This is a genomic window from Zobellia alginiliquefaciens (assembly GCF_029323795.1).
Lineage (GTDB): Bacteria > Bacteroidota > Bacteroidia > Flavobacteriales > Flavobacteriaceae > Zobellia > Zobellia alginiliquefaciens.
The window spans coordinates 1,932,443-1,949,161 of the sequence record NZ_CP119758.1; the positions used below are offsets into that span (position 1 = coordinate 1,932,443).

At 40.0% G+C, this 16,719-nt stretch carries 2 protein-coding genes; both read left to right on the forward strand.

Annotated features, from left to right (window positions below):
* Positions 1-2,145, forward strand: a complete 2,145-nt coding sequence (locus P0077_RS08240; protein ID WP_276168634.1) for a PorP/SprF family type IX secretion system membrane protein — start codon at positions 1-3, stop codon at positions 2,143-2,145.
* The gene (locus P0077_RS08245; protein WP_276168635.1) at positions 2,146-16,719 is read left to right on the forward strand and encodes a T9SS type B sorting domain-containing protein; all 14,574 of its coding nucleotides are present in this window, start codon (positions 2,146-2,148) and stop codon (positions 16,717-16,719) included.

Here is a 16,719-nt window from a genome sequence, read left to right on the forward strand (position 1 = left end):
ATGAAATTTGTAAAATACATAGCGCTTACATTACTGGCCGCCCTTACGTTTGCAAACGTTCAGGCGCAAGAAGATGACCCAGTTTTGTTATATAGTCCTGCGTCACAAAATTTATTGAAATTCAATAGATTTTTGATCAACCCTACGTTTTCTACAGTTCAGGAAGACAAGTCATACATTAACCTTTTACACAGAAACCAATCGGTACAATTTAAGGATAATGACCAAACCTACTTCTTAAGTTATAGTGGTAGAATTGGTGACAAAAGTGGTTTGGGGCTTAGTGTGTATACGCAAAGTGTAGGTGCGGTATCTAATATTGGAGCTTTAGCTAACTATGCATATGGCATAAAATTAAGCGATAAGAGCAACTTTACCTTCGGTGCTAACTTAGCATACTATAGCACCGGTCTTGATCAGAATAGTATTGATGTTATTGATATTAACGATTATAGCTTAAGCGGAACGGAAGACAGTAATGTTCTTTCATTTCAGCCTGGGTTCAACCTTTCTTATGGTAACATTGATTTTGGTGTATTCGCAGAAAATTTATTCGATTATAATCTCAAAACGAGTGAATCTCTAACAGATTTTGCAGATAAAACCTATTCAAGTCATTTACAATATACCCATCGGTTTGATAAAAGCGATGGTATTATGGAGGGCAGTCGTTTAATACCTATTGCAAGAGTTCGAATGAACGGACAGAACCGACTATCTTCTACGGATGATGCCCAAGATTTATCTTATGGTGGTGGAGCTATACTAGACTTACCAAAACTTGGCTGGTTACAAGCCGGGTATGATAGTTTTTATGGGGCTTCTGCAGGTGCCGGTTTCAATATAAACAAAAGGCTTTCCCTAGGGTATACCATGGAAAAAGGCTTTGGAACCGACTTTAATAATTTTGGTGTTACCCATGAAATATCATTTGCGTACTCCTTTACTCCCAATCTTACCGAAGATCGCGTGATGTTAGAGGATGATTATGAAGATGCTTTGGTTGAAAATGAGGAAGTAGATAAGAATGATTTAGTTGATAACGAGGAAATAGAAGAGCTTAAACGTAAACTAGCAGAAAACGATGCTATTATTCAAGAGCTGATGTTCCGCCAAGACTCCATAGAAAACGATCGCCAAAAAGATTTGGAACGTCGCTTTAATATGGTAATGAGCATGGTTCGTAATGAAACCAACGGTGATAGACCTGATTTAGAGGACCGTGCCGAAAGGTTGTTCATGGGAACTAACGACCGTCCTGCAGTAGCTGACAATAGTACCGAAAACAGTAATATTATACCAAACAGTACATCCGAAACAATCAATTCCACAACAAATACAGGAACAACAACCTTAGCCCAAAATACACCAAAGCAACCCAGACCTACAGTTGCAAAGGATAAAATACAGAATACAAAAAATACAAATGTTACAACAACAACTGCTACTTCCAAAATTGCCGATAGAGGCACTGTTAAAAGTAGAAAATTCAAAAACCTAGAAAACGTTAAAGATGGGTACTATGTAGTTGCCAATGTATATAAAGGTGGCCAGTACATGGACAAATTTATGAACAAACTCAACAACGAAGGATTTTCTTCGGACTATGTAGACAACCCAAATAATGGACTAAAATATGTGTATTTACAACGTTATGATACTTGGGATGAAGCAGTAGCTGCTCATAACAGTAGTATGAACGGTGCTTATGATGGTCCACTTTGGATCATGGATGTTGATAACCGCTATACCAATGAAGCGTATGCATCTAATGTTGATAAATTAAAAGAGAAATCGGCCAAGTATGATACAGATGTACTACGTACCAACACGGTAGTAAAAGACCAAATGGTATCTAACGAGTTAGATCCTAAAACACATAAGATTGATGGTATCGGTTCTGGCTACTATATCATAGCTAATGTATTTGCCAACCCTAAAAACGCAAATCGTTTTGTAAAACTTTTAAATTCTTATGGGCTTAATGCCAGTTACTTTATAAACCCCGAAAACAACTGGAGGTATGTATACCTAAAAAGACACCAGTCTTGGAACAACGCCCTCCTATCCTACTACACCAACCTAAATGATGCGTACAACGACAAAATGTGGATTATGCGCGTCAGACCTAATCTACTGGCATAAATGATACCAAAATCCTTAAAAAAAATACTTGCGGGCGCTCTGTTTTTATATGCATCTGCAGGATTTTCACAAGAATACAACTCCTTTGAAGTTCGTTATCAGAACAACATCAAGGGAGACTTGACCTTTATTTCCAATACCATTGTAAACAGAGACGGAGGCACTACCGCCACAGAGCCAGAAGACCCATACAATAACCTAAACACAAACGGAGACTATAACCCATCAAGTAATAGAAATGCTGAAACAGGGGGCTACTACAATTATAATGATCGCAAAAACATGCGGTATATTGATGTTGATAGTGACACCAGTACCTTTAGTTCTAGTACAGCAACCTTTACTTTTCCCCAGGCGGATTGTAATTTAATTAGGTATGCGGGTCTATACTGGTCGGCAACCTATCCTAGAGATGATACTTCAGACCCAGTTGGTACGCCCAGAGATCATGAAATTGATGAAATTAAATTTAGAGTCCCCGGTGGTGCATATGTTGATATCACCGCAGATGAAATACTATATGATGGTTTAACCGACACAGATTTAAGCGCAAACGCACCCTACGCATGTTATGCAGATGTAACCAGTTTAATAACTCCCCTGGCAAATCCAGAGGGAGATTATACCATAGCCAACGTACCGAGTGCGCAAGGATATGGTATTGCCCCTAACGGAACGTCTAGAATGACCGGGGGTGCCGCAGGTGGTTGGACCTTAGTAATTGTATACGAAAACCCGAATACGAGTGGTAAGCTTATCACCACCTTTGATGGTTTTGCAAGAGTTACGGGCACAGATAATATAGATATACCTTATAACGGATTTAACACCATTCCAGTGGGGCCAGTAAATGCCAATATTGGTGCCGCTACATTGGAAGGTGATTTTAGAATTACGGGAGACAGATTAAGAATTAGAGCGGCAAGTAATGGTGGATATACCACATTGAGCAACGGTACGAATCCATCCAATAACTTTTTTAATAGTAACATTACTCGTAATGGTGCACATGCCAATGATAGAAATCCGTTTAGCTTGAATACACTAGGTTTTGACAGTGATATTTTCAATTTAAACAACCCAACAAATTCCGTAATTCCTAATAATGAAACTGCTGCTACCTTTAGGTTTCAGACCAATGGTGACCAATACTATCCATTTTTCAATTCTTTCAATATCGAAATCATTGAACCGGATATTATCCTTGAGAAAAAAGTAGAGGATATTGCCGGTAACGATATTACCGGACAGGGTGTTAATCTAGGTCAAATTTTAGACTATGTGCTTACTTTTCAAAACACTGGTAATGATGACGCCGTAAATTATACCATTCGTGATATTTTACCTATTAATGTTACCTTAGATGAGGCAAATCTAGACATGCCAACAGGTACAACTTATACGTATAACCCCGCAACTAGAGAGGTAGATTTTTTCATTCCCAATAGGTTCGTTGAAGTTGGTGATACACCAGAACAGATCCGTATGCGTGTTCAGGTTGCAGAAAATTGTTTCGATTTCATTGATGCCTGTACAGATCTGATCGAAAATCTTGCGTATTCCACTTATGAGGGCGAAATAAACAACAACCGTATTACCGACGACCCTAGCGTATCTGACTTTGATAATTGTGGTTTTGTTACACCAGGTGCAACCAACTTTTTATTAGATGACCTTTCTGACTGTAATTTTACCCGAACAGTTCAACTCTGTGGTCTTAGCGCAGTTTTAGATGCTGGTGATAATTTTGACGATTACGTTTGGGTTCGCGATGAAAACGGCAATGGACAAATTGATGCATCCGACCCAGTTTTAAACGATGGCGACCCTGATTCTGACCCAAGTACCTTAGAAGTTACCGAAGTAGGAACTTACATTGTAGATAAAATAGTTGCTGATCCTTGTAAAGGCTTCAAAGAAATAATGATTGTTGAAAGGTATGGTACTACCCAGACCAATCCGCTTGTAGATTATTTTAACGATACCAATAGTGATGCGGATCCAACGAATGATATTCAGGGTGAAATTGTAGAATGTAGTATTGATGGAGATTTATTACCAAAATTTTTCCTTTGCGGCTCAGCAGATATTCAGCCTATTCGTTTAAACATACTGGATGCACAGAGTATTTCTTGGGAAAAGCTTGATGAAGGTAGTTGTATTGCCGCCCCGGATGACTGTGCCAATAAAAACCTTACCTGTACATGGAACGAAGTTGCCACAGGAAGCGATTATGATGCGGATACAGCCGGAAAATACCGTTTGGTAATAAATTATACAAATGGGTGTTTTAGTCGATTTTACTTTGATGTTTTTCAGAACAATTTAGATATCCTTTACAATGACAGGGATATTATTTGTAACACGGATGGTAATATTACCATTACTAATTTAGGCAGTAACTACGGTTATCAATTAGTAGATGTGGCTAACAACACTATTGTAGTGCCATTTAGCGCTAATAACGGTCCTAGTTTTGATATTGCTACCAATGGAGCTTATAGAGTTGATGTTACTCAATTAGACAGCTCAGGAAACCCTATTCCGGACGCTTGTATTTTCAATACTCCAGATATAGGAATTTTAGATAGAGATTTTCAAGTAAATGTAACAACAACACCATCTAACTGTAATGCTCAAGGTATTATTAAGATCGATGTTCTTAATGTTGAACCAAATTACACCTACGTCTTACGAAGAAGTGACGGAACCTTAATTGACGATGAAACAGCTCAACCAGATAATACACATTCATTTAACGTAAATCCTGGAAACTATACGATAGAGGCTTCCACACAAGATGGGTGTTTCTATACTGAAGATGTAACGGTAGACCGTACACCCGATCCCACTGTACTGGCCGTAACAACACGAGACATTGGTTGTTCCGCAGGAACAATTCAGCTCACCGGTAGTGGCGGACTTCCCAACCCTGACTATTCGTATGCTATTTGGAGTAAAAACGGAACAAATTTGTATACTGATGTAGCTTCTATACCAGGCGATGCATATGATACCAACCCTATCTTTTCATTCGGATGGAGAGATACCGATGCCGACGATGTTGATGAATATTTTGCAGGAGAAGAGGGTGATTATGTTTTTGTAATCGTAGATTCTAACAACTGTTTTGCTTTTTCTAATGAAGTAACTATAAACGATAACGGGGCAATGACCCTAGACTCCATTACCGAAACCTCACCTTCATGTAGTGGTGATTCCGATGGAGCAATAACAATAAATACAACAGGAGGAGTTGCGCCATACGAATTTAGTATTGATGGCGGAACCACTACGCAAGGAACACCAAATTTTGTTAACCTTATTGCTGGTACATATGAAGTTTTTGTAACTGATTCTTCTGGTTGTACCTTTTCAGAAACAGTGGAATTAACAGAGCCTTTTCCTTTAAGCGCTTCTGCTGGTGTCTCTAGAGATGCTACTTGTCACCCAAATGGGGCAGAGGTAAGAGTAACCAATGTTACGGGAGGTACAGCTCCATATGAATATAGTTTTGACGGTGGTGCTACTTATGGCACTTCTAGTACGGCAACACTTCCTCCAGGAGATTATACTGTAATTGTAACTGATGGCGCGTGTGAATACCCAATGAACGTTACGGTAGAGGATGTACCTGAAGAGCCCGAAGTAACTCTTACACCTGAAGTAAGCTATGACTGTGATGGATTGGCCACTGTAACCGCAACCCCAAATATTTCAACATACAATTATACATATGCCCTAGATGGTGTGCCCAACTCACCGGACCCAACTAGCAACGTTTTTGTAAACGTAGGCCCTGGAACATATACGGTTAGTACAAATTATAGCTCACAGACACCGCCAACACCAAGCGTATTGCTAAGTGAAGATTTTGGTAGCGGAGCAACTATTCCCAGCCCTAATACAATAGGTTACACTTACGAGGATCAGACAAACGATGCTCCTGGAGATTCAAATAGAAACGTTAACGACTTTGAATACACGGTTACTAGCGAACTTGAAGCTCCTTTTGGTACATGGATCAATCCAATAGACCATACTTCAGGAACAAGAACAGGTCAAGGCCGTTATTTGGTGATGAATGTAGGTACACCAACGCCAACTCAAATCATCTATTCCAAACAGATAAATGATGTTATTCCTAACCAAGATTTGAGTGTTACACTATACGTAATGAATCTTCTGCGCCAAGGTACTAGTGGGCTTGATCCAAATTTAACCGTAGAAATAAGGGAAACAGGAACAACAAATATTGTTCAATCTATAAGAACCGGAGAAATTGCCAAAAATACAGGGTCCAGTGATTGGGTAGAGTTTACAGCAACCCTCAACCCGGGAGCAAATACCACCCTCGATTTCATAATTAGATCTGAAGTCACAGGTAACGGTGGCAATGATTTTGCACTTGATGATATTGTAGTTCACCAAGTTCCGGAAGTTTGTGAGCAAACTGTTGAAACTGCGGTTACCGTGGTTGCTGGTAATGTATTTACCGCAAATATAACCGGTTCTACGGATGCAAGTTGTAACGGACTAAGCGATGGCTCAATAACATTTGAAGTTGAAAACTTTAACGCAGCCGGATTTGAATATTCTATAGACGGTGGTGCTTTTATAGCCTCAACAACTTCACCAGTTACATCTGCCTCAAACTTAGGCACTGGCTCCCATACCTTAGTGGTAAGAAAAGCAGATGAAACAACATGTTCAAGAACGCTTACACAAACTATTAACGCACCAGATGTACTAGAGGCTTTTGCTTCAATTACAACGGAATTAAGCTGTACCAATGGTGGTGCTACTATAACGGCAAGTGTTACCGGTGGAACAGCAGCTTATGAGTATCAATTAGAAGATAATCTAGGCGCTATTATTGGAACTTTTGATTATGCAACAAACGGAGCAAATACAGTCTTTTCAGGATTAGCAGCTGGTGACTATATTGTTCGTGTAAGAGATTCCAATTCCTGTGAAGATGCTATTGATGCCACATTGACCGTCGTTTCGCCAGACCCTATTGTTTTTGATGTAACTGCCACCGAATGTTATTCAGGGGCTAACGATGCCAGCATACAGGTTGATGTAACTGACGGAAATGGAAATTATACTTTTAGCATCAACGGAAATCCTTGGGTAAGCCCAACTCCTTCGAATGCTACAACCTACACATTCGACGGTCTTTCAAACGGCACGTACACCATAAACGTTCAAGATGGATTCGGTTGTGTTGGTACAGTGAGAACAGTGGAAATCGATGAGCCTATAACCGTAAGTGCATCTGCCCCCCCAATTTCTGCTTGTGCCACTTTTACAACCGTTACTTTTGTATCAACAGGCGGAGATGGTTCGTTCCAGTATGCTATTGTACCAGATGGCGATACCCCTACTATGCCCGATTATGATGCGTCGCCGGAGAGATTTATTTATGCGCCAGGGGATTATGATGTTTATTTACGCGATCCCAGCGGAGGACCAAATCGTTGTGATGCGTTTACAGAAATTACGATTACGCAAATACAACCTATCTCCTTAACCGCAACACCAACAGACGTTACCTGTTTTGGAGATTCAAACGGTTCTATTTCAATTACTGTAGATTCTGGTGGAAACGCACCGTTCATGTATAGTATCGATGATGGGGTCACCTATGTAACAGAAAGTAGTTTTCCGAATTTGACCGCCGGAACCTATCCGGTACGAGTTAGAGATGCTGATAACTGTGAAACTACACCTCAAAACATAATTGTAAACGAGCCCACTCAAATTACTGCGGAGGCTGAAATCACCCAAAACTATACCTGTCTTGTAAACGGTGAAATAACCATAGGAAGCGTAACACCAACAACAGGTGGTTCTGGAGATTATCAGTATAGCATTAACGGTGGCGCTTGGACGGCCTCTTCCGCTACGGGAGTGCATACATTTACTGACTTAACCGATGATACTTATAGTATTAGGGTTAGAGACGCCAATGCTACATCATGTGAAATTACTTTGGCCGATGTTATCATTGCCCCTTTACCAACAGAACCAAGCCTTTCTACTTCTGTTAGTTATAATTGTGACGGAACAGGAAATATTACGGTATTACCTAACGATGCATCTTATACGTATAGTTTAGATGGAGCAGCAGCTCAACCTACAAATATATTTAACGATGTAGCCATAGGAAGTCATACTATTGTTGTAAACTACGGTAGTGATTGTACGGTTGATACAACTGTAATTGTTGAAGACGGATATGCTTTTGAAGCATCGATTACAGCTTTTGAAAATCTAGACTGTAATGCTGATAGTTCAGGAACCATTACCATTGATGCCGATAATTACGGAACAGGCGGATTCGAATACAGCCTAAACGGAGCTGCATTTGTTGGACCTTTTACAGCTGCAGAACAAATTACAGGTCTTGCCGCACAAGCGCATTCAATTGAAGTGCGCGATGTTGACAATGCAATTGCAGGACTTCCGGGTTGTACCGTAGTATTGAATCAAACTTTAATCGAGCCAGATGCCATTATTGCTGCGGCAAGTGTTACGGAGCAATTTACGTGTAACAATACAGGTGCTACCATTACGGCAAGTGCTACGGGTGGCACACCAACGTACGAGTACCAACTAGAAGATGATTTAGGAACAACAATAACAACTTATCAAACAGAAGCTACTTTTACCGGCGTGCCTGCAGGTGATTATATCGTAAGGGTAAGAGACACAAATTCATGTAGCGATCCAATAAATACGGCAATTACAGTAACCGCTCCAGTAGTACCTACTTTTGATACTATTGCCACAGCTTGTTACTCAGGTACCAATGATGCTTCAATACAGGTTGATGTTACAGCAGGAAATGGAGGGTACAGTTTCAGTTTGGATGGTGGCCCATTTATAGCCGCCACTCCGGTTACCGGAACTACACATACTTTTGACAATTTAGCAAATGGCACTTATACCATAGATGTTAGAGATGCCTATGGGTGTACCGCTGCACAACAAACTATTACAATAGACCCACAATTAGTAGTGTCTGTAGCTATTGTTGATATTAGTGCGTGTAATGACGGTTCAATTACTGTAAATGCCACGGGTGGAAACGGAACATTGGTATATGCGATTGTACCGGCAAATACAGACCCTTCTGGGCTCTATTCAACAACTAACTTCTTAACGGTAACCAGTGCAATGGCAACAGCCAATCCTGCTGGTTATGATGTATATGTATTGGATAACAATGGTGCATCTCCATCTTGTTCTTTCCTACAAGAAGATATCATTTTAACTCCAGTTGCCACATTAACCGCAAGTGGAACAGCAACTGACCCCGAATGTTTTGATGGACTAGGTTCAATTGATGCCACTGTAGGTGGAGGAACAGGACCGTTTACGTATCAATTAGTAGATTTGACTCCTGCCGATGGTATAGATTACGGAACGACAAATACTAATATTTCAACAACAACATTAACTTTTAGCGGTATTGGAGTAGGAGATTATGAAATCACCGTTACCGATACTAACAGTTGTACGGTTACTTCATCAACCATTACAATTAACAATGCTACAGAAATAACTGCGGATATAGATCCTATTTTACCAGCGGCATGTAATGACTCTGATCCTAATGAATACGGCTTCCGTTTTGATAATGTAACCGCTCCTTCTGGTGGTACCATAGAATATAGTAATGATGGTGGTGCTAACTGGCAGCTTTCAAATGACCTAGTAGGTACTGTTTCAGGTACGGAGGTATTCCCTTCTATCAGAGTTACATTACCTAGTGGCACTATTTGTCAGAGAGATTTTGATAGATACATTATTCCTTATCCTTTGGATAATTTGGACATTAGTATAAGCGCGATAGTTGTAGACTGTTTTGATTTGCAAGTACGTGTTCAAGGAACTGCAGGTGTAGCTCCTTATGAATATGCTTTTTCAGAAGACCCGGCTAATTTTGACCCGGCTACTACAACATGGGAACCAGGCGGAACCGTTAATTCTAGTGGTGCCACAGTTCCAGCGGGTGAAGGATCACATACTTGGACAGGTCTTACACCGGGTAGAACTTACGTTTTCTATGTAAGGGATGATACCGGTTGTGTACGCCAGAGTTTAATCAATGTTAATGATCTGATTAATGAACCTATTGAAATAACTACGGATATAACCCCTACTTGTTTCGGTTCTTCAACAGGTGAAATAGAATATACTTTAAACCCGAGTACCCCAAGTTCACATATGCGTTGGGAGTTCTTTGAAGTAGGAAATCCTGTTGCTCTTCAGACCAGTGGTGGAGATATTTTATACAACAATACCATAACCGTAACCGGTTTACCGGAAGGGGAGTATTATATAGATATTGTTCAATCCGATGGAACTACCGATGCCTGTAGAGGTGGTAGCGAAAACAGCTATTTGCAGGAACTAAATGCCTTAAATGCAACGGCAACCGCAACAAGAGACATCTCATGTAACTTACCCGGACTAATAACTGTAGACAATATCACAGGTGGAGGTGGAGCACCATATACTTATGATGTAACAGGGCCTGCTGGTTTTACAGCATTGACAGGTATCAATACCAATCCGGTACAAATTCCTGTGAACTCACCTGCGGGCGATTATACCGTAACTATTAATGATCAGTATGGTTGCTCGTTCACTATGGCAGCCGTTACTTTAGATTTATCACCAAACCCTACTATTACCTCTATTACCCAAGATAATTGTAGTGCTCCTATTGACCTTACGGTTGTTGGAAATTCAGCAGCAGGAAATATCCGTTATGCCATTGTGCCAAATGGAAACCCAGCACCAACAACTTATATAGACAATTCTGGCTTGTTCGAAAATGTAGCGGCCGGTTCTTATGATGTATATATCATAGACGGAAATGGTTGTATCAATTCACAATCGGCTTTTGTGGTTCACCCTGTATTATCAGCTAAAGCAGAACTTACCAAAGTTTTAGATTGTACAGGATCATCAGATGCGATAATAAACATTGAAGTTTTAGATGGTTCAGGAAACTACGAGTATTCAATTACCAATACCGCAGGAGTTCCTGCGGTTGCTCAGACTGCTATTCCTGGCAATCCATTCAATTACCAAGCATCTGCTGCTGGAGACTATACGGTCACTATTTATGATGCTAATACTCCTAATAATACAAGTTGTAATCGGGAATTTATAGTAACGGTACCCACTAGAATAGAACCTATTGTTAATACTATTGTATCTACAGATGTAACTTGTATTGGCGATTCCGATGGAACCATTTCAATATCAGCCATGGATAACGGTATAGGACCGTTTACTTTTGAGATTACTTCTTTGGATGGTGCAGCAGTAAGTATCAACCCAACTAGTTCAACAAATACAACGGCGACGTTCACAGGTCTTGCTCCTACAACAACCGCAGCAGGATATATCGTAACCCTAAGAGGTAATAGCACCACGAATAACTGTACAACGGATAGTGCTTCCATACTAATTGCGGAACCAGCCACAATTGCCGTAACCATGGATGCAGTGGTGGAATTTGGTTGTACCACGGCCAATAATCAGAATGATGCAAGCATTTCCGTGGCAAGTGTCACAGGAGGTTCAAACAACTTCGTGCGTTATGAATTTATTAAAAACGACAATCCTAATACCGTTCCTGTAGAAGCTGACGTCGTGGTTCAAAATGGTTCTAATGATACTTATATTGAAACCGATCTATTAGGTGGAGCATATACAATAAATGTGTATGACGATAAGGGTTGTGTGGGCACGGCCAACGCAACAATTGCCCCTTTTGTTGAAATCAGTAATCCTACCGTTACCATTGATACAGATGTAAGCTGTAACCCTGGCAATGATGCTGTAGTTTCAATAGCGGTTGATTTAACTCCGCCTTCAGGAACACCAACACTAGAGTATTCAGTTGTTGGAACCGATAATGCATATAGCAACTTAAATCAACCTACTAATTCATTTACAGGAATAGGCGTAGGAAACTATGAAGTAACGGTTACAAACGCCGATACCGGATGTTTTGTACAAACTACTTTTGAAATTGAAGATCCTAATACATTTGAAATCACAGCTGACACAGTTGATGTAGTTTGTAATGGAGACGATGGTTCTGTTAGCTTTACTATAAGCGATAGTACCAATCCATATACTGGCGGTTTCACATGGCAAATTTACAACTCACAAGGTACGATTGCCACAGGCGATGATACCATCATTATTGCAGCAACCGGAACCTCGGCCAATGTAGGTCCCACAACACCATTTAACATTGGCGCGGGCGAGTACCGCGTTGAGGTTACCCAAGACAGTAATCCTTCTTGTGTAGCTTCTGAATTATTTACCATTGCAGGTCCTAGCGATCCAATTAGCGCAAACAGGATATTTACCGATATCACTTGCGTACCAGGTAACAACGGAACCATTACAATTACGGACGTTACCGGAGGATGGGGCGGTTATTCGTATCTCATTTTTGATACCGCCGGTCCAGCTATTGACACTAATGACCCTGCTAGTTATATTTCAAACCAGAAAGAAGAAAACCTAACCGCGGCTACCTACCAAGTTTGGGTTATGGATTCTAGAGGATGTGCTGAGCAATTGGCAGATGTTGTTCTGGCTGATCCAACACCGATTACAGCAGATTTAAGAATCAATCAGCCTAACTGTACCAACTTTGAAGGTGAAATTGAAGTTATAAACGTACTTAACGGTCAAGGTAGCAATTATAGTTACCAGTTACAGTTCTTCAATACAGGTACTTCTGCTTTTGAAGATATGAGACCTATACAAACCTCAGCCATATTTGGTGGTTTGGGCGCAGGTGAATATCAAGTAATTGTTAGCGACCAATGGGGTTGTGTAGGTACTACAAGTACAAGTATTGACTTTCACGAACCTATTTCACCATTGGCTTCCGTAGTTAAAACAATTGATTGTTCTACTACGGATCCAGGCGGACAAATAACCATTTCACAAACGGGTGGTTCTGGAAGCTTTAGATATGATGTACAATATCCTTCATCCGCTCCTGCTACGGTAGATGATACTAACAACACAGGTGTTTTTACAAATCTTACACAAGTTGGAGACTATGTATTTACAATCACTGATTTAGACCCTAACCATGGTTGTAGTACCACAATCACACAACGTTTAGAAACAGCTGTGATTCCTGTACTAAATGTAGATTCTTCTACCAACGTAACTTGTAATGGCTTAGATGATGGAACAATCTCAGTTAGTGTAACCGATAATGGAGTTGGTCCGTATACGTTCAGTATAATTACGGGTCCAGGTAGTTCGGCTACTTTCCCAATAGCTGCAACTTCCTCAGCATCAACATCTGCTTTCTTTGATGGACTTGAAGGTTCTATTGCAGGTATAACCTATACCATAGAAGCAAGAGGTGCTAACAACTGTACGATTACAACAGATGTTACTATTACCGAATTAAATGTTATCACAGTAGATCCAATCACTATTCTTGAATACGGTTGTACTGTTGGCAACAACGGAAATAATGCTAGTGTATCATTCAGCAATGCATCAGGTGGAACAGGAACTTTTGTTCGCTATGTATTCATTCGCGATGGAAGTATTGTTCAAGATGGTTCAAACACCACTTATTTTGAAACTGATGGTTTAGGTGGTTCATACGAATTACGCGTTTATGATGATGCAGGATGTTCCGCACTTTCAGCTACTGATACCGTTTTACCTTTTGTAGAAATTAGTGATGCCACAGTTACTACGACTGAAGAAGCTGCTTGTTCTCCATTAAACAACGCTGAAATAGAAGTTGGTGTAACCGTTAGCCCTTCTAGTGCAACACCTAATTTAGAATATACGGTAACAGGAATAAATGTTACGTATAGTCAGACCATTGCTTCTAGCAATAATCCGGAAACTTTTACAGGATTAGAAGTAGGTAATTACAGTGTGAGTATTACCAACCTAGATACAGGTTGTGTTATTAATACGGTTCATGCTATTGATGACCCAGATGTTATTGAAGTTATTGCTACTAAATTAACGGACGAACAATGTTTGAACGATGGTGTAGATGACGGAAGTTTTAGTGTTACTATTAACAATTATACTGGGCCTTATAGCTATCAAGTATATGATATAAATGATAATCCTGTAGTTGGTGCCGGATTTAGTGGAACAGGTAATACAAGTTCTCCTTTAACCATATCTAATTTAGCCGGAGGAACCTATTATGTACGAATTACAGAAACCAATGCACCTTTGTGTGATGATGATTCTAATGTAATCACCGTATTGGCTCCAAGTGCTCCAATAACAGCTACTATTAGGGAAGAAGCCAGTGTTTCTTGTACTAATGATCAAGGTGAGATATTGGTAGATCCAACAGGTGGTGAAGGTCCATATACCATCCGTTTAGAAAACACAACTACATCGACCGTTTATACGGAAACTAATGTAGAGGCATTTATCTTCAGAAATCTGTCCGCTGGTGATTTCCATGTAACAGTAACGGATGCATTTTCTTGTGTATTCTCGGATAACATCACATTGATCAGACCGGATGATATTGTAGCTAATATTATGGCAACTACTTTATCGTGTTTCAATGCAAACACGGCAAGCATATCAACAACTGTAGGTGCTAGAAATATTACACCAACGTACCAATATCAGTTGAATGTCTATGACGATATTTCCGGAAGTAACTTATTAACCACTTCTGTTGGTCAGAGTACAGGTGACTTCAATAATTTAGCGGCCGGTTTCTATAGTGTAACGGTAAGTGATGAAGTTGGATGTTCGGAAGAGACCGCTATTATTGAAATCGTAAATCCAACAGAAGTAGAGGCATCATTAATTAGAACTAGCCCGTTGACGTGTACAACAGGCGTAGAGTTTGAATTGAGTGCTACTGGTGGAAGTGGAGCATATGAATTCAGTGTTGATAATGTGAACTGGACAGCAATGACCGGAAACAGCGTTAATTTACCTCTAAGCGGTATGTTAAGCGCTGGTATCTATCGCTATTATGTTAGAGATGCTGTAAACTTATGTACAGCTGTTCAATCTAATTCTATTGAAGAAGACCCTATTGATCCATTAATATTAACTGTAGATGAGACTGCCGCGGTAATTAATTGTAACGGCGATAGTACCGCTACTATTTATGCCACTGCAGATGGTGGTTTAGGAAACTATCAGTATTCGCTTTATACTGATCCTTCATTGAGTGTTGCTTCACGTATTGCAGGACCACAAAGCAATGGAATATTTAGTGCATTGCCAGCAGATACCTACTACGTAGATGTAACAAGTCAAGATTGTAGAACTATAGCAGAAGAAGTTGTAATTTCTGAGCCTACCGCTTTAGAATATACGGATGAGGTTATTAACGTAACCTGTAATGGTGAAGAAGACGGTAGTATAACCGTTACTTTATCCGGTGGTTCAGGAGGTTATCAATATGCTATATCTCCAAACCTCAATCAGTTTGATGACGAAAATACATTTGAAGACCTTGCTCCTGGAGATTATAGAGTAATTGCACAAGATGAGAATGGGTGTTTCATAGAATTGGAATATACAATTGATGAACCAGCTGTGATTGAAGTTATAGGAACCTCAACACCGGAAATTTGTGTAGGTGAGGAAAATGGAACGATCGATCTTACCATTACAGGTGGAACAGGTGCTTATAGTTCCAGGTTACATACAGAAACTAATTTTGTTCAAGATAGAACATCCTTTACAGGTTTAGCGGAAGGTGTATATATCATATTTGTGCGTGATGCTCAAGGCTGTGAAGAAAATATAACCGTAACCGTAGAGCCCGGTGTAAATTTGAATGCTATTGTAGAACCTGTGTACGGGTGTAACGGTAACATTCCAAATAATTACGTCAATATAACTTTGGAAGATTCAAGTGTTTCAGAACAAGTTCTTTATGGAGTTGATACTACGGACCCAGCTGAGATGCAATTGAATCCATTCTTTAGAGACCTCACCCCAGGTACGCATTATATAGCCATATCTCACGCAAATGGTTGTATTAGAACCTATGACATAGAGATTGCAGATTACCAACCATTAACTATAACCTTAGAACAAACGAACATCAACCAAATTACCGCAAACGTCAGTGGAGGTAGAGGTGAATACACGATAACCTTTGGTGATAAAAACAATGGTTCTGACAATACATTCTATATTAATCGGACTGATACTTATATAGTTACCGTAACCGATGAAAACGGTTGTGAAGCTGTGGCCAGTATATATATGGAATTTATAGATCTTGATATTCCAAACTTCTTTACCCCAAATGGAGATGGTGAAAATGATACTTGGAAACCTAAAAATGAAGAAGGGTTCCCAGAGATACTAACCATCATATTTGATCGTTATGGTAGAGAGGTGTACCGAATGGGTATTGGTGATCCAGGTTGGAATGGTCTTTACTTACAAAAAGAGCTTCCTTCAGGAGATTACTGGTACGTCATTAAACTAAACGGAGAGAATGATGACAGAGAATTCGTTGGACACTTTACCCTATATCGCTAA

What these genes read in the sequence shown, in the direction of transcription:
- P0077_RS08240 (WP_276168634.1), top strand. Translation starts at nt 1, where the DNA reads ATGAAATTTGTAAAATACATAGCGCTTACATTACTGGCCGCCCTTACG.
- P0077_RS08245 (WP_276168635.1), top strand. Translation starts at nt 2,146, where the DNA reads ATGATACCAAAATCCTTAAAAAAAATACTTGCGGGCGCTCTGTTTTTA.